The organism is Amycolatopsis sp. NPDC039088 (assembly GCF_055598845.1).
Genome location: NZ_JBVKAE010000002.1, coordinates 182,747 through 198,714, shown reverse-complemented (window position 1 = coordinate 198,714; position 15,968 = coordinate 182,747). Strand labels below are relative to the sequence as shown.

Genomic DNA, 15,968 nt, shown 5'->3' with positions numbered 1-15,968 from the left:
GCCCGCTAAAGGCGAGGCGCCTCAGATCGCGATTAGGGGGCGAAAGTCGACACGGGCCGGAGCGCGATTAGCCCGCTAAAGGCGACGTGGGTCAGAGGTCGTGCGAAGTCAGGAAGCCGGTGAGGGCGGAGCCGAAGCCGGGGTGCATGACGGCGGTCATGTGATCGCCGGGGACGCGGACGAGGCGGGCGCCCGCGATGGCGGCGGCCAGGCGTTCGGGTTCGGCCGCCAGCGGGTCGTTGTCTCCGGCGAGGACCAGGGTCGGGACGGCGATCGCCGTCAGGTCCAGTTTCGGATTCGCGGTCCCGCGCGCGACGGCCGCCAGAGCGACACGGTCCGCGCGGAGAGCGTCGGCCAGAGCCCGGAAAGGCGCTGAAGACGGCGCAAGCGTCGAAGGGTCCGAAGCGAGCAGTGCCTCGCTGATCGCCTCCGGCGTGACGACTCGCGTGTCTACGCCGCCGAAGTCGACGATTCCCGAGCCGACCCCGCCGATCGCGAGGCAGCGGATCCGCGGGTCGGCTGCCACCGCGCCGAGCGCGATCATCGCGCCCATGGAGTAGCCGACCATCGCCACCTCGTCGAGGCCCAGTACGTCGAGCAACGTGGACACGTCGCGGACCATCGCGTCGTCGCCGTAGCTCGCCTCGTCGTGCGGCTTCGCCGACCGGCCGTGCCCGCGCGCGTCGAGGCCGATCACGGTCAGCCCCGCCTGCTGCAGGGTGGCGACGACGCCGGGCGCGATCCAGTTGGCGTTCGTGTCGGCGGCGAAGCCGTGTTGCAACAGCACCGGACGCCCTTCGCCCTCCCACACGGTGTAGCTCAGCTGGAGCCCGTCGAACGACGCGAAGGTAGGCATGCCCTCCAGCAAACACGAAAAAGGGGCGGCCCCGCTGTAGCGGGACCGCCCCTTTGTCAGTGATGTACGACTCAGCGTTATGCGTCCTCGGAAAGGAGGTTGCGAGTACGGGCGGGGTCGACCGGGATACCCGGGCCCATCGTCGTGGAGACGACGACCTTGCGCAGGTAACGGCCCTTCGCCGACGACGGCTTGGCCCGCAGGACCTCGTCCAGCGCGGCCGCGTAGTTCTCCACCAGCTTCTCGGTGTCGAACGAGACCTTGCCGATCACGAAGTGCAGGTTGGCCTGCTTGTCGACGCGGAAGTTGATCTTACCGCCCTTGATGTCCGAGACGGCCTTCGAGACCGCGGGGGTCACGGTGCCGGTCTTCGGGTTCGGCATGAGGCCACGCGGGCCGAGGATGCGGGCGATACGCCCGACCTTCGCCATCTGGTCCGGCGTCGCGATCGCGGCGTCGAAGTCGAGCCAGCCACCCTGGATGCGCTCGATCAGTTCGTCGGTGCCGACCGCGTCAGCGCCGGCGGCTTCGGCCTCGGCGGCCTTGTCACCAACGGCGAAAACGATGACGCGAGCGGTCTTACCGGTGCCGTGCGGCAGGTTCACGGTGCCGCGGACCATCTGGTCGGCCTTACGAGGATCGACACCGAGGCGCATGGCGACCTCGACGGTGGCGTCCATCTTCGACTTGGAGGTCTCCTTGGCCAGCTTCGCGGCCTCGAGCGGGGCGTAGAGCCGCTCGCGGTCCACCAGCTCAAGAGCCTGACGGTAGGCCTTGCTGTGCTTGGGCATTACTTCTGTCCTTAACTCTTCAACGGATCAGTGTGGTGTTGGAGCCAGCCCTGGCTCTCCCACGGTGGTGCGGGGTGAAGCTCAGTCGACGACCGTGATGCCCATCGAGCGGGCGGTGCCGGCGATGATCTTCGCGGCCTGGTCGATGTCGTGCGCGTTCAGGTCGGATTCCTTGGTCTTCGCGATGTCGCGGACCTGGTCCCAGGTGACCTTGGCGACCTTGGTCTTGTGCGGCTCGCCGGAGCCCTTCTCCACGCCCGCGGCCTTCAGCAGCAGCTTCGCGGCCGGCGGCGTCTTGAGCTTGAAGTCGAACGAGCGGTCTTCGTACACGGAGATCTCGACCGGGACGACGTCCCCGCGCTGCGACTCGGTCGCGGCGTTGTAGGCCTTGCAGAACTCCATGATGTTGACGCCGTGCTGACCCAGCGCGGGGCCGACCGGCGGCGCGGGGTTGGCCGCACCCGCCTTGATCTGCAGCTTGATGATCGCCGCAAGCTTCTTCTTCTTGGGTGGCATTTCGTTTGTTCCTTCTTACTGACTTGAGTCCCCCGCACACCTGCCAGTACGCGGGGACTGCCGGCCGTCTGGCGGCCGTCAGATCTTGGAGACCTGGTTGAACGACAGCTCGACCGGGGTCTCCCGGCCGAAGATCGACACCAGGACCTTCAGCTTCTGCCCGTCCACGTTGACCTCGGAGATCGTCGCGGGCAGCGTCGCGAACGGGCCGTCCATGACGGTGACCGACTCGCCGATCTCGAAGTCGACCTCGACCGCGGGGCCGCCCAGCTGCGACTCGGACGAAGCGGCCTCGCCCTTGCCGGACTTGGCGGGTGCCGCGGCTTCGACCTTGGGTGCGAGGAACTTCAGCACCTCTTCCACGGTCAGCGGCGACGGGCGCGAGGTGGCGCCGACGAACCCGGTGACACCCGGCGTGTTGCGCACCGCGCTCCACGAGGCGTCGTTCAGGTCCATCCGGACCAGGATGTAGCCGGGCAGCACCTTGCGCTGCACCTGCTTGCGCTGGCCGTTCTTGATCTCGGTGACCTCTTCGGTCGGGACCTCGATCTGGAAGATGTAGTCCTCGACGTCCAGCGTCTGGGTACGGGTCTCGAGGTTGGTCTTCACCTTGTTCTCGTAACCCGCGTACGAGTGCACGACGTACCACTCACCGGGAGCGGCGTTGAGTTCCGCGCGCAGCTTCGCGACCGGGTCGAGTTCCTCGGCGGGCTCGGCCTCGGCGGCGGTGTCGTCGGCTGCGTTGTCGTCGTCTTCGGTCTCGACGGACGCCTCTTCGGCCTCCGCGACATCTCCGGCTTCGTCGACCTCGTCGCCTGCGGCGGGCACCTCGACGGAGTCCAGGTGCTCGGACTGCTCGTCGCCGAGTGCCGCGTGCACCTGCTCGTCGGAAAGCTCGGTCAGCTCATGACCGGCTGCTGTGCCGTTGTCGGAGGTCACGTTCCGTCCTCTCAGTTGATCGGTTGCCGTGGCGCCAGCCACCGTGCGGCGCTTTCAAGCGCCGCGACCGGCTGCCTCAGCTGCCGAAGACGGCACCGACGACCTCTTTGAAGGCCAGGTCGAGGCCGCTCACCAGCGCCACCATGAACACCACGAAGACCAGCACCACCGCGGTGTAGGTGACCATCTGCTTGCGGTTCGGCCAGATGACCTTGCGCAGCTCGGCCCAGACTTCGCGGATGAAACGCATCAGCCGGGCGAAGATCGACGCCTGCTTCGGCTTGCGGTCGCGCTTCGGAGTCGCCGTGCCTTTGGCGTCCTTGGATTTTTCGGTCTTGTCCCCGGCCTTCGCCTTGCCGGCGGGGCGGGTCTTGTCATCCGACTTGGCGTCGGCCTTACCGGACGGGCGCGCGGACGCACGGCGCTCACGCCGGGCAGCGGCGGTCACCGGGCGGGACTGTTCGTCGGGCTTCTGCCCGGCGCCGTCCTGCGCCTTCTCACCGCTGGCGTCGCTGTCGCTCACGACCACTCCTCCGCCTTCACCAGTTCGCTTACGCAGGGGTGACAGGACTTGAACCTGCAACCTGCGGTTTTGGAGACCGCTGCTCTGCCAATTGAGCTACACCCCTTTGGATCCCCGATGCTCTGGGGCTCCCGAGGACGCATTCCATCGTCCCCACCGCCGTGGCGGGGATGACCGTAGTGCGTTCCGAGACCAGAAGTCTACGGCAACCCCCGAACAGCTTCGCAACCGCGCCCCTCAAAGCGGCGCGGAGCAGCCTTCCGCGAGGAAACTCCCCCACGGCCGACCCCATGATCGTGCCACGATGTCGCCATGAGCGCTCCCGCACCCTCCCCTTCCCCGGCGTCCCGCGTCTCGGCCCGCATCGGCGGCATCACGCCGTCGGCCACGTTGGCGGTCGACGCGAAGGCCCGGGAGCTCAAGGCGCAGGGCCGTCCGGTGATCGGCTTCGGGGCTGGGCAGCCGGACTTCCCCACCCCGGCCAACGTGCTCGATGCCGCCGAAGCGGCCGTCCGGGACAGGGTGAACCACGGCTACACCGCCGCGGGCGGGTTGCCGGAGCTTCGCGAGGCGATCGCGGCGAAGACCCTCCGCGACTCCGGGTTCGACGTCGACCCTGGCCGCGTCTTGGTGACCAACGGCGGCAAGCAGGCGGTCTACTCCGCGTTCGCGACGCTGCTCGACCCGGGCGACGAAGTGCTGCTGCCCGCGCCGTACTGGACCACCTACCCGGAGTCGATCGCCCTCGCCGGCGGCGTCGGAGTGCAGGTCACCGCGGACGAGACGACGGGATATCTGGTCACTGTCGAGCAGCTCGAAGCCGCCAGGACACCGCGCACGAAGGTGCTGCTGTTCGTCTCGCCGTCGAACCCGACAGGCGCCGTGTACCCGCGCGACCAGGTCGAGGCGATCGGGCGCTGGGCGTACGAGAACGGCCTCTGGGTCGTCACCGACGAGATCTACGAACATCTGGTCTACGACGGCGCCGTAGCACCCTCGATGCCCGTCGTGGTCCCGGAACTCGCCGACCGGACGGTCATCCTGAACGGCGTCGCGAAGACGTACTCGATGACCGGCTGGCGGGTGGGCTGGCTGCTCGGCCCCCAGGACGTGGTCAAGGCGGCGACGGCGTATCAGTCGCACTTGTGCGGCAACGTTTCGAACGTCGCGCAGCGGGCCGCGCTGGCGGCGGTGAGCGGTCCACTCGACGCCGTTCACACGATGCGCGAAGCGTTCGATTCCCGGCGTAAGACGGCACTTTCGCTGCTTTCCGAGATCCCGGGAGTCGAGACTCCCGTGCCACTCGGCGCCTTTTACGTGTACCCGTCGATGAAAGCCTTACTGGGCAAGGAAATCCGCGGCGAACGGCCGAGTGACACGGTGGCGCTGGCCGATCTGATCCTGCGCGAGGCCGAGGTCGCCGTGGTGCCCGGCGAGGCGTTCGGGACGCCGGGGTACTGCCGGATTTCCTATGCGCTGGACGAAAACGATCTCGCCGAGGGCATCACCAGGATGGGGCGGCTGCTCGCGGAAGCACGGTGACCGTGATGCGCCTGGGCATCGCGCTTCCGCAGTACGGTCCTCTCGCGGCAATGGACGCCGTCGCCGGTTTCGCGACGGCCGCCGAGGAACTCGGCTATGCGTCGTTGTGGGTCGGAGACCGGGTGCTGGCCCCGGTTTCGCCGTCGGACCGCTACCCCGGCGGCACGCCGGAACGGCCGTACCCGCCCGAATTCGTCACCTTCGCCGATCCGCTGATCCTGCTGACGGTGGCCGCGAGCGTCACGAAGAAGGTCCGGCTCGGGACGAGCACGCTCACCGGAACGGTGTATCCGGCCGTGGTGCTCGCCCGGATGCTCACTTCGCTGGATCAGGTGAGCGGTGGCCGTCTGGACGTCGGGCTGGGCACCGGCTGGCTTCGCGACGAGTACACCGCGACCGGCACGCCCTGGAAGGGCCGCGGCAAGCAACTGGAGGAGCTTCTCGACGTCCTTCGGGAGTTCTGGACCGGCGATCCGGTCGAGCACGAAGGCGAACGCTGGCGGATCCCGGCGTCGAAGGTCGGTCTGCGGCCGGTGCAGAGCCCGCATCCGCCCGTGTTGCTCGGCGGGATGTCGGCGGCGGCGCTGGACCGGGTCGGCCGCCGCGCGGACGGCTGGCTGCCTGCCGGGTTGCCCGCGCCCTACCTCGCGAAGCTCTGGGAGACCGTGGCGAGCGCGGCGGAGAAGGCGGACCGCGACCCCGGCGCGCTGCGGCGGGTGCTGCGGATCAACCCGAAACCAGGTACCGAGCTGAAGGACGTCGCGGGGCAGTTGGACGCGGCCGCCGAAACCGGGATCACCGAGGCCTTCGTCGACCCGCATTACCTCGCGCGGGACGTCACTCACGCCCTCGATCTCGCCGCCGAGCTACGCGGCCTCGTCCCGGACGACTGAGGGACGGGCCTTCTCTCGTGCGTCATCGGCCTTAAGTCCGATGACAAGAGTGACCTTGATCGCGTACAACGAACGGGTGACGCAGCGGAGAACTGGCGGCGGCTGTCTGTTCCTGGTGATCGTGCTGTCGGTCCTGGGGATCGCCTACCACCTGTGGGTGCGTGGAACATCGGTGACACCGACGGGGGTCACCACGTCGGATGGCACGGGGCGATATGTCGCTCTGGGTGACTCCTATACGGCGTCGCCGGGCACCGGACGGCCGGTGGGCGCGCCCGCCGGCTGCGACCGCTCGGACAACAACTATCCGAGCCTGCTCGCCGCGAAGCTGCGTCCGGCCGAGTTCGTCGACGTCAGTTGCGGTGGCGCCACGACCGAACACCTCACCGGCACGCAGAAGACCCGCGACGGCACAAACGCTCCGCAACTCGAAGCGATCGACGGCGACACGACGCTGGTGACCGTCGGTATCGGCGGCAACGACGTGGGCTTCGTCGGCTTCGCGAGCCAGTGCGCGACGCAGCACCAGACCGCTTCGCCGTGCAAGACCCAGCTGACCGCCGGCGGACGCGACCAACTCGGCGAACGGATCACTGCCGCGATGGACCGGTTGGGCGGGATTCTGGACCAGATCCGCGCGAAGGCGCCCGAAGTGCGCATCGTGGTCGTCGGCTATCCGACGGTGCTTCCGGACGACGACGGCGCCTGCTGGCCGGTACTGCCGGTCGGAGCCGGAGACATGGCCTACTTCCGCAGCTCGCTCGCGCGGCTGAACACCGCGCTGGCGGAGACGGCGAAGAAGCACGAAGCGGGCTTCGCCGACATGTCGACCGCGAGCAAGGGGCGCGACATGTGCAGCGCCGCGAACCGGCGGTGGGTCGAGGGCCCGGCACCCGCGGTTCCCGCGGCGCCGCTGCACCCGAACGCCCGGGGCGAGGAAGGCATGGCGGAGGTCATCGAGAAGCTGCTTAAGCTCGCATAGGAGCCTTCTTAAGCTTGCGAAGCGCCTTCGCGGCGCTTCGCAAGCCGACCCAAGATCTTGACGACCCCTCTGACCTGCGAAAAGAGAGCAAGGGACCTTTGCTCTCGCTTACTTAGGCATGCTAAGCGACGCTAGCAAAGGTCCCTTGCTCTCGTTTTCGGGTCAGGCGCGGGCGATCACTTGGGCCTTCCCCAGGACCGCCTTGCCGTCGAACTTGGCGGTGATGTCGATCCGCGCGGTGCCGTCGTCGTTGACCACGGCGACCTTCCCGGTGAACTCGATCGTCGCCGCACCGTCGTTCGGCACGACCACGGGGCGCGTGAAGCGCGCGAAGTAGTCGACGAGACGGCCCGGGTCACCCAGCCAGTCGGTGACGAGCCGCGCGCCGAGCGCCATGGTCAGCATGCCGTGCGCGATGACGTCCGGCAGGCCGACCTCCTTCGCGAAGGCCTCGTTCCAGTGGATCGGGTTGAAGTCCAGCGAGGCACCGGCGTACCGCACCAACTGCTCCCTGGTGACCTCGACGGTCAGCGGCGGCAGTTCTTCTCCGGCGGTGAACGTGCTCACGCGCCCTCCCCTCGGACCACGAGCTGGGCGTGCGTGGTGGCGATCGGGCCACCGTCGGCGCCCGCGATCTCGGCGCGCAGGTTGATGAAGTCGTTCCCCGCGCGGGCCATGATGTTGTCGATGTGCGTGGTGAGCGACAGGACGTCGCCCGCGTGCACCGGCCGCACGTAGGTGAACCGCTGGTCGCCGTGGACCATCCGCGAATAGTCCAGACCGAGTTCGGGGTCGGTGACGATCGCGTTGATCGAGGCGAGGTTGATGATCGTGAGGAACGTCGGCGGCGCGATGACGTCGGGGTATCCGGCCGCCTTCGCCGCTTCGGCGTCGCGATAGAGCGGGTTCGCGTCGCCGAGCGAGTCGGCGAACTCCCGGATCTTCTCGCGACTCACTTCATAGGTACTGGTCGGCGGGTACACCCGCCCGGTGAACGACTGGTCCAAGGCCACCCGAGCAGGCTACAGAACCCGGAAATGCCCGAAGCCGCCCTGGTGACCAGGACGGCTTCGGGTGAGACTTGTAGAACCGCTAGACGCTCAGCGGGTCTCTTTGTGAGTCCGGTGCGTACCGCAGTTCGGGCAGAACTTCTTCATCTCCAGGCGATCCGGGTTGTTGCGCCGGTTCTTCTTGGTGATGTAGTTGCGGTGCTTGCACTCCTCACACGCGAGCGTGATCTTCGGTCGCACGTCAGTGGCAGCCACAGCATTTCCTTCTCTCTAGGCCTGGGACACCCAGGGTTACCGCGTAGCGGTGGCCGGACTTGAACCGGCGACACAGCGATTATGAGCCGCTTGCTCTGCCAACTGAGCTACACCGCCCTTACATGCTCCAAGCCGCGACACGCTTGCGTGACGCGGCTGAGGTCGCGAGCCCCTTTACGGAATCGAACCGTAGACCTTCTCCTTACCATGGAGACGCTCTGCCGACTGAGCTAAAGGGGCCTGGCCTCTCGCGAGGACTTGGAAAGATTACCAACGCCGGAAGACCCGAAGTTCAGGGGGGTCCTCTTACCGCAAAACCTCAGGTCAGGAGGGTCAAGACGGTCTCGGAGTGTCGGCCGGGCGAGCGCGCCGTGCGGGCCTGCAGCCACGCCTCCAGGCGGTCCTCCGGCAGCGGCCGCGAGATGAGGTAGCCCTGTGCCACGTCACATCCCATCGCCTCGAGCTGATCCCGCGCGACGTCCTCCTCGACACCCTCGGCGACGACCGTGAGGCCGAGCGAGTGGCCCAGTTCGACGATGGAGCGCACGACGGCGAGGTCGCCGAGGTCGGTACCCATGCCGAGGACGAAACTCTTGTCGATCTTGACCTGGTCGACCGGGAGCTGCCGCAGGTAGGCCAGTGACGAGTAGCCGGTGCCGAAGTCGTCCACGGCGAGCACGATGCCCAGCGAGTGCAGTTCCCGCAGGATCGGCAGCGCCTTCTGCGGGTCGGACATCACACCGGATTCGGTCAGCTCGAAGGTGAGCAGCTCGGGTGGGATGCCGAAGCGGTCGAGTTCGCGCGCGACCTTCGTCGGGAAGTCCTCGTCGGCCAGGTTCCGCACCGACAGGTTCACCGCGGCGGAGATGCGCAGGCCTTCGTCGAGCCACTTCCGCACACGCTTCAACGATTCTTCGAGCACGAAGGACGTCAGGACGCCGATGAGGCCCGCTGCTTCGATCGCCGGGACGAACTCGTCCGGGCCGAGCCTGCCGAACTCCGGGTGCACCCAGCGCACCAGCGCCTCGACACCTTGGATCTGCCGGTTCGGCAAGGTGATCTTGGGTTGGTAGTGGACGCTCAGCTGGCCTTCTTCGAGCGACTGCCGGAACTGCGTGACCATCTGGAACCGGCGCATGAAGATCTGGCCCATGCTGGCCATGTAGCCGCGGACCTCTTCACCGCCCTTGGTCGCGCGGACGGCGACGTCGGCGCGCTGCAGGAGCCCGTCGACGTCGACCTGGTCGTCGTCGTCGGCGGAGGACGTGGCGTAGCCGATCATCGCGTTGGCTTCGACGGAAAGCCGGTCCACCGGATACGGGGCGACGAGTTCCGCGCGAAGCAGTTCCGCGGCGGCCTGTGCGCGTTCCGGCGCGCAGCCGACGAGAAGTGCCGCGAAGGAAGCGCCTTCGAGCCTGGCGAGCGGGACGTCGGGGCCGAGCGCGTCGCGGATGCGGCGGCCGGCGGCGATGACCATCCGGTCGGCCCACACGTAACCGAGCGCGTCGCTGACGGTGGAGAAGACGTCGAGGTCGACCCGCAGCACGACCGCGTCGACCTGTTCCCGCAACGGTTCCTTGGCGACCTGGCGGAAGCCCGGCCGGTTGAGCAGGCCGGTCAGCGGATCATGGTAGGCGTCGTGGCGCAGGGTCGCGAGCAGGCGCCGGTTGTCCAGCGACGTCGCGAGGTGGCTGGCCATCGTGCCGAGCAACTGGATGTCGTACTTGCCGAAACCACGCCAGCGCGAAAGCCTGTCGTGCGCTTCGACGACGCCGAGGAGCTGGTTCGCACTGCGCAGCGGGACGACCAGCGCCTCCTGCGCGCCGCGGTCGAGCAACGCGGAACGGACGTCGGGATTGGCTTCGGTGATCCGGAAATGCCGGACGTGCGCGCCGGGGAGGCGCAGCAACGGATCGTCGGCGGCCGGATCCACCGGCGGCAGTTCGTCGCCGGCGACGACCATCCGCATGGTGTCCTTGGGTTCCAGCCGCAGCCGGAGCACGACGCGGCCGGCGGCCAGCTGGTCCTTGATGCGTTCGGCGATGGTCGCCCACTCACGGACGTCCACTCCGCCGACGAGTTCGTCGGCCCGCCCGGCGGGACGCGCGGCCGCCTGCTGACCGGAGCGCGCGACCATCAGGCTGACGTCGGATAGCGCTTCCATGTCGCGCTGTTCGCGGAGCAGATCGGAGTACGCCCAGTACAACGCGGTGAGCCCGAGGAAGACCGCCAGCACGAGCGGCCAGGCCTTCGGGGTACCGGAAATGACCAAATAACCGGAAAGACCGACCGACGCGTTGACGAAGCCGACGACGAGGATGCGGCCGGTGAGCCGGATCGCGGTGCTGACCCGCATGCGGCGGCGCAGCACGCGGACGGCGGCGAGCGCGAGCAGCGTGCTGACCAGCGGCGCGGTCAAAGTGCCTGCCAGCGCGGCGATCCAGGTCATGTCGTGCGCGCCGGAGGCCTGTTTCACCAGTCCTGCCACGGCGAACGCGCCGGTGATCTCCAGCAGGAAGGCGCCGGCGTTGTAGAGGACGCGGCCCGCGACCTTGCGGGCCAGCAGGGTTCCGATGCCCGCCGCGAGATGCGCGGCGAGGACGACTTCGAAGGGTGCGACGAAGAATCCGATGACCAGCGGGATCTCGGTGAACGAGATCGTCCACGAGATGCCGCTGCGGACGTCGACGTTGATCCCGAGTTGTTCGGCGAGCAGGAAGGCGAGCGCGAGGATCGGCCCGATCCACAACAGATCGTCGGAGGCTTCGAAGTCCAGCCACAGGCTGACCGCGGCCGCGGCGGCGATGCCCATGGTGAGTACGGCGAAGGTGTAGACGCGGAATCGTCGCTCGTCGGTTCGAGCCTCCGTAACGGCCCCTCCCTTGCCCGGTGCCGCCTGTGCGGTGCTCCCGGGGCTGCCGTTCGTGTCCGGCATCCGACCTTCCTTCCCGGCTGCCCAACCGGTCTTGTCCTACCGCGACCTCGGGGACGAGGGCAATACAGTACCCCGGAGGGCGTACCCAAGTCCCATTCGAGACAGTATGAGATCACCCCAGGGTTAACAATGGGCTCGTCGCGCTGACCTGCGTGGACCAAGGGGTGAAATGGGAGCGTTATTCGCGTTCCCTCCGACTACCGGAAGTCACCTGGCAGCGCGGCGGGGCCAATCTCGTGAAGTTCCTGGCGGACCCGTCAGTAGGGGCTTGAATAGTCCTATGAATAGCCACGCGATCGCCGCCGGACATGCCGAGCGGCTCGCCACAGTGGACGCCCTGCTCCCGGAAATGCCTGCACTGGAGCCTGTCGAGGGTTGCGTGTCACTCTCCGCGACAGCCGGCGACTCGGCCGCCGCCGGATTGTCGGTACGCACCGAAGCGGGTCCTGATTCTGTTGACTCTCCGTGGCGGGCCCTCGTCGAACATCGCCTCGAAGCCCGGCTCACCGGACCCCGGCCGGAAGCGGCCCTTGACGCATTACTCACCCGATGGGATGAACATCTGGAGGCGGTCGCCTCACCTGGAGATGTCGAAACGGCGGCGACCGTGGTGCGGCCGAGCCGCGATTCGCCCGGCTCGGCCGAATTGCTGCGCCGCGGCTTCGCTCCGGTGCTGGTGATCGCGGTCCGCCCGGCGGACCGGCTGGCCATGTCCGGTCCGCCCGCTACGCCGGGGGTGCACATCCGGCCGGCCGAAGCGGATGATCTCGAAACCGCGGTCGGGCTCGAACTGGAATTGCAGCGGTATGACGCGCAGTTCGGAACTGTCACTTTGCGCGAAGGCGCGAAGGAAGCGATCACGGCGGATCTGTCGAAACAGCTGGGCCGGGAAAACCCGACGTTGTGGATCGCGGAGCTGTACGGGCGCGCGCTGGGCATGGTGCGGGTGCAGTTCCCCGACGAGACTTCGTGGATCGGCGACCGGGTCGCGGCGGACCGGGTCGGCTATCTGTCGTCGCTGGCGGTGGCCGAGCCGGCGCGATCGAGCGGGGTGGGGTCCGCGCTCGCCGCGCACGCGCACCAGGTCTTCGACGAATGCGGGACCGAAGCCGTGCTGCTGCACCACGCGCTGGCCAATCCGCGCTCGACGCCGTTCTGGTACGCGCAGGGCTACCGGCCGCTCTGGACCTACTGGCAGCGCCGGCCCGCGGTGCGCTGATCCCGATACGCTGATCTTCGAAGGATCAGGGGGTCAGCCATGACCGGCGACGACGACTCGGCACCGGTGGCGCCGACGGGGGTCGACACCGAAAAGCCGTCCGCGGCGAGGATCTACGACTGGTTTCTCGGCGGCACCCACAACTGGGCGGTCGACCGTGAGTTCGCCCGCGCGCTGGAACGGCAGTGGCGGTGGGTCAAACCGGGTGCGCGGCACAACCGCGAGTTCATGAATCGTGTCGTACGCGCCGCGCTGGACGCGGGCATCCGGCAGTTCATCGATCTGGGCTCCGGCGTCCCGACCGCCGGGAACGTGCACGAGATCGTCCAAGAGGAGCTCGAACCGGGCGATGCGGCGAAGGTCGTGTACGTCGACTACGAGCCGGTGGCGGTGGCGCACGCGGAACTGATCCTCGAACGGCACGAGGCGACCGATTGGGCCGGGATCATCCAGGCGGACATGCGGCGGCCGAAGGACGTCCTGCGGCATCCGGAGACGTTGCGGCTGATCGACTTCGACCAGCCGGTGTGCCTGATGCTGATGGCCGTGCTGCATTTCGCCGGGCCGCACGACGATCCGCCCGCGCTGGTCTCGACCTACCGGAACGCGTTGGCGCCGGGCAGCTGGCTGGGGCTGTCCCACATGAGCTTCGGTGGCCAGACCGGCGAGAACGCCGACGGTCTGCGATGGATGGTCGAGCAGTACCGGAAGACGAGCAACCCGGTGTGGATGCGGGATCGCGAAGAGATCGAGCCGCTCTTCGGAGACTGGCCGCTGCTGGAGCCCGGCATCGTGCACCTGCCCGACTGGCGGCCGGTGCGGGAGCTGCGGCGGGACGAGGAAGGTGCCCGGCCGTTCGCTTGGTGCGGGGTCGCCACGCACCCGCTTACGTCCGACCTCTGACCCCTCCGCGTCGCCTTTCGCGGGCTAACCGCGCCGCCTTGGGGCACAGAGGTCTGAGGGGTGGGTGATCGCTGACGGCGAACGTCAGGGGGAAACAAACGGGTCGATCAGAGAGTTGAGCTAGTCAGACTCAACTAACCGAGGAGTGCACAGATGACCGACAACCGCCTCCTGCCCGTCCTCCCGCTCGATGACGACGTCGTGCTGCCGGGCATGATCGTCCCGCTCGACCTCACCGACACGGAGACGCGGGCCGCGGTGGAGTCCGCCCAGGCCAACACGCCTGCCCAGGCTTCCTTCCCGGGGATCCGCTCCAGCGCCGCCACCAAGGCCGAGGTGCTGATCGTGCCCCGCGTCCACGGCGAGTACGCCGAACTCGGCACCATCGCGACCGTCGAGCGCATCGGCCGCGTGCCCGGCGGCAAGACCGCGGTGCTGCTGCGTGGCACCCGCCGCGCCACGGTCGGCCGCATCGCCGACGGCCCCGGCGCCGCCCGCTGGGTCCACGCCGAAGTCGCCACCGAGACCACCGACGACAACTCCGCGAAGCTCGCGTCCGAGTACAAGAGCGTCGTCCTCGCGATCCTCCAGCAGCGCGGCGGCTGGCAGATGATCGACGCCGTCCAGGAGGTCGAGGACCCGTCCGCGCTCGCCGATCTCGCGGGCAACTCGTCGTACCTGAACACCGACCAGAAGCTCGAACTGCTCTCCGCGCTCGACGTTTCGGCACGGCTCGAAAAGGCCCTCGAATGGAGCCGTGAGCAGCTGGCCGAACTCGAGGTCACCGACACCATCCGCAAGGACGTCCAGGAGGGCATGGAGAAGCAGCAGAAGGAGTTCCTGCTGCGCCGCCAGCTCGAAGCGATCCGCAAGGAGCTGGGCGAACTCGACGGCACCGCCAACGACGACGACTACCGCGCCCGCGTCGAGGCCGCCGAACTGCCGGACGCGGTCAAGAAGGCCGCACTGTCCGAAGTGGACAAACTGGAGCGGACGTCGGAGCAGTCCCCCGAGGGCGGCTGGATCCGCACGTGGCTGGACACCGTCCTCGAACTGCCGTGGAACGAGCGCACCACCGACGTCCACGACATCGCCGCCGCGCGCGACATCCTCGACGCCGATCACGCCGGTCTCGACGACGTGAAGGAACGCATCATCGAGTACCTGGCCGTGCGCAAGCGTCGCGCGGAGTCCGGTCTCGGGCCGGTCGGCGGACGCCGTTCGGGTGCCGTGCTCGCGCTCGCCGGTCCTCCCGGGGTCGGCAAGACCTCGCTCGGCGAGTCCGTGGCGAAGGCGATGGGCCGCAAGTTCGTCCGGGTCGCGCTCGGCGGTATCCGCGACGAGGCCGAGATCCGCGGGCACCGCCGCACCTACGTCGGCGCGTTGCCCGGCCGGATCGTCCGCGCCATCAAGGAAGCGGGCTCGATGAACCCGGTCGTGCTGCTCGACGAGATCGACAAGGTCGGCGCCGACTACCGCGGCGACCCGACGGCGGCGCTGCTGGAAGTGCTGGACCCGGAACAGAACCACACGTTCCGCGACCACTACCTGGAGGTCGAACTCGACCTGTCCGACGTCGTGTTCCTCGCGACGGCGAACGCGCTCGAGACCATCCCCGGCCCGTTGCTGGACCGGATGGAGCTGGTCACCCTCGACGGCTACACCGAGCACGAGAAGGTCACCATCGCCCGCGACCACCTGCTCCCCCGCGAGCTGGAACGGGCCGGGCTCGGCAAGGACGACGTCGCGCTGACCGACGACGCGTTCAGCCGTATCGCCGCCGAGTACACGCGGGAAGCCGGGGTGCGCAACGCGAACCGGACCATCGCGAAGGTGCTGCGGAAGGTGGCGACCAAGGTCGCGCTGGACGAGGTCGAGCTGCCGCTGACCATCGACGCCGACGGGCTCGAGACCTACCTCGGCCGTCCGCGGCACCTACCGGAGTCGTCGCTGCCCGCGTCGACCCAGCGCACGTCGACCCCCGGCGTGGCGACCGGCCTCGCGGTGACCGGCGCCGGTGGTGACGTCCTCTACATCGAGGCGTCGCTGGCGGATCCCGAGTCCGGCGCGACCGGGCTGCAGCTGACCGGCCAGCTTGGCGAGGTGATGAAGGAGTCGGTGCAGATCGCGTTGTCGTACCTGCGTTCGCACGGCGCCGAGCTGGAACTGCCGGTCGGCGACCTGAAGGAGCGCGGCATCCACGTCCACGTTCCGGCGGGCGCGGTGCCGAAGGACGGGCCGAGCGCCGGGATCACGATGACGACCGCGTTGGCGTCGCTGCTTTCGGGCCGGGTCGTGAAGTCGGACGTGGCGATGACCGGTGAGGTGTCGCTGACCGGGCGCGTGCTGCCGATCGGCGGGGTCAAGCAGAAGCTGCTGGCCGCGCACCGGGCCGGAATGAAGACAGTGATCATCCCGCAGCGCAACGAGCCGGACCTCGACGACGTCCCGGCCGAAGTGCTTGCCCAGCTGGACGTCCACGCCGTGGCGAACGTCCGTGACGTGCTGGACATCGCGCTGACCCCGGCGTCCACACCGGTCGCTCAGGCGGCGTAACGGCACGAAGCCCGAAGCCTCGGATCCGCGAAGGATCCGGGGCTTTCG

15 protein-coding genes and 3 tRNA genes are annotated in these 15,968 nt (G+C 68.3%); 6 read left to right on the top strand and 12 right to left on the bottom strand.

The genetic code is table 11. The features are described from left to right. Window positions 1-91 precede the first annotated feature (91 nt). From ACZ7KI_RS03280 to ACZ7KI_RS03255, 6 genes are all read right to left on the bottom strand, one after another. Entirely contained in the window at window positions 92-856 is a 765-nt protein-coding gene (locus ACZ7KI_RS03280) for an alpha/beta fold hydrolase (protein WP_470271611.1), read from the bottom strand. 77 nt (window positions 857-933) lie between these two features. Further along, window positions 934-1,647, bottom strand: coding sequence for a 50S ribosomal protein L1 (gene rplA, locus ACZ7KI_RS03275; RefSeq protein ID WP_470271610.1), 714 nt, complete (start codon window positions 1,645-1,647; stop codon window positions 934-936). An 81-nt stretch (window positions 1,648-1,728) separates the two neighbouring features. After that, window positions 1,729-2,163, bottom strand: coding sequence for a 50S ribosomal protein L11 (gene rplK, locus ACZ7KI_RS03270; protein ID WP_020633284.1), 435 nt, complete (start codon window positions 2,161-2,163; stop codon window positions 1,729-1,731). A gap of 78 nt (window positions 2,164-2,241) precedes the next feature. After that, window positions 2,242-3,102 carry a transcription termination/antitermination protein NusG gene (gene nusG, locus ACZ7KI_RS03265; RefSeq protein ID WP_470271609.1) on the bottom strand — a complete coding sequence of 287 codons (861 nt, stop codon included), beginning with the start codon at window positions 3,100-3,102 and terminating at the stop codon, window positions 2,242-2,244. Between the two features lie 76 nt (window positions 3,103-3,178). Beyond that, a complete protein-coding gene (secE, locus tag ACZ7KI_RS03260; RefSeq protein WP_007031001.1) occupies window positions 3,179-3,631 on the bottom strand; it encodes a preprotein translocase subunit SecE in 453 nt (150 codons plus the stop codon). 27 nt (window positions 3,632-3,658) lie between these two features. Further along, window positions 3,659-3,731 (bottom strand) — tRNA-Trp (locus tag ACZ7KI_RS03255). 206 nt (window positions 3,732-3,937) lie between these two features. On the opposite strand from ACZ7KI_RS03255, the gene ACZ7KI_RS03250 reads away from it, so the two are divergent. From ACZ7KI_RS03250 to ACZ7KI_RS03240, 3 genes are read left to right on the top strand one after another with little or no spacing between them, the layout of a single operon-like run. After that, the gene (locus ACZ7KI_RS03250; protein WP_470271608.1) at window positions 3,938-5,167 is read left to right on the top strand and encodes a pyridoxal phosphate-dependent aminotransferase; all 1,230 of its coding nucleotides are present in this window, start codon (window positions 3,938-3,940) and stop codon (window positions 5,165-5,167) included. Beyond that, window positions 5,164-6,060: a TIGR03619 family F420-dependent LLM class oxidoreductase gene (locus ACZ7KI_RS03245; RefSeq protein ID WP_470271607.1), complete on the top strand. Its 897-nt coding sequence runs from the start codon at window positions 5,164-5,166 to the stop codon at window positions 6,058-6,060. The genes ACZ7KI_RS03250 and ACZ7KI_RS03245 overlap by 4 nt, the downstream gene beginning before the upstream one ends. Before the next feature lie 49 nt (window positions 6,061-6,109). After that, entirely contained in the window at window positions 6,110-7,042 is a 933-nt protein-coding gene (locus ACZ7KI_RS03240) for an SGNH/GDSL hydrolase family protein (protein ID WP_470271606.1), read from the top strand. 162 nt (window positions 7,043-7,204) lie between these two features. Here ACZ7KI_RS03240 and ACZ7KI_RS03235 read toward each other — a convergent pair whose 3' ends face one another. The 6 genes from ACZ7KI_RS03235 to ACZ7KI_RS03210 form a co-directional block, all read right to left on the bottom strand. After that, window positions 7,205-7,609 (bottom strand): MaoC family dehydratase, encoded by a 405-nt coding sequence (locus tag ACZ7KI_RS03235; protein ID WP_465500809.1) that lies wholly within the window; start codon window positions 7,607-7,609, stop codon window positions 7,205-7,207. Continuing rightward, on the bottom strand, window positions 7,606-8,055 hold the full coding sequence (locus ACZ7KI_RS03230; protein WP_470271605.1) for a MaoC family dehydratase N-terminal domain-containing protein: 450 nt from the start codon (window positions 8,053-8,055) through the stop codon (window positions 7,606-7,608). The genes ACZ7KI_RS03235 and ACZ7KI_RS03230 overlap by 4 nt, the downstream gene beginning before the upstream one ends. Before the next feature lie 87 nt (window positions 8,056-8,142). Next, window positions 8,143-8,307, bottom strand: coding sequence for a 50S ribosomal protein L33 (rpmG, locus tag ACZ7KI_RS03225; RefSeq protein WP_005152047.1), 165 nt, complete (start codon window positions 8,305-8,307; stop codon window positions 8,143-8,145). Window positions 8,308-8,351: 44 nt separating this feature from the next. Next, window positions 8,352-8,424: transfer RNA gene (locus ACZ7KI_RS03220), tRNA-Met, on the bottom strand. Window positions 8,425-8,474: 50 nt separating this feature from the next. After that, window positions 8,475-8,547: transfer RNA gene (locus tag ACZ7KI_RS03215), tRNA-Thr, on the bottom strand. 79 nt (window positions 8,548-8,626) lie between these two features. Next, window positions 8,627-11,242 carry a putative bifunctional diguanylate cyclase/phosphodiesterase gene (locus ACZ7KI_RS03210; RefSeq protein WP_470271604.1) on the bottom strand — a complete coding sequence of 872 codons (2,616 nt, stop codon included), beginning with the start codon at window positions 11,240-11,242 and terminating at the stop codon, window positions 8,627-8,629. A 280-nt stretch (window positions 11,243-11,522) separates the two neighbouring features. On the opposite strand from ACZ7KI_RS03210, the gene ACZ7KI_RS03205 reads away from it, so the two are divergent. The 3 genes from ACZ7KI_RS03205 (at window position 11,523) to lon (ending at window position 15,920) form a co-directional block, all read left to right on the top strand. After that, window positions 11,523-12,461, top strand: a complete 939-nt coding sequence (locus ACZ7KI_RS03205) for a GNAT family N-acetyltransferase (RefSeq protein WP_470271603.1) — start codon at window positions 11,523-11,525, stop codon at window positions 12,459-12,461. 39 nt (window positions 12,462-12,500) lie between these two features. After that, window positions 12,501-13,364, top strand: a complete 864-nt coding sequence (locus tag ACZ7KI_RS03200) for an SAM-dependent methyltransferase (protein WP_470271602.1) — start codon at window positions 12,501-12,503, stop codon at window positions 13,362-13,364. A gap of 153 nt (window positions 13,365-13,517) precedes the next feature. Further along, window positions 13,518-15,920: an endopeptidase La gene (lon, locus tag ACZ7KI_RS03195; RefSeq protein ID WP_470271601.1), complete on the top strand. Its 2,403-nt coding sequence runs from the start codon at window positions 13,518-13,520 to the stop codon at window positions 15,918-15,920. Window positions 15,921-15,968: the final 48 nt, after the last annotated feature.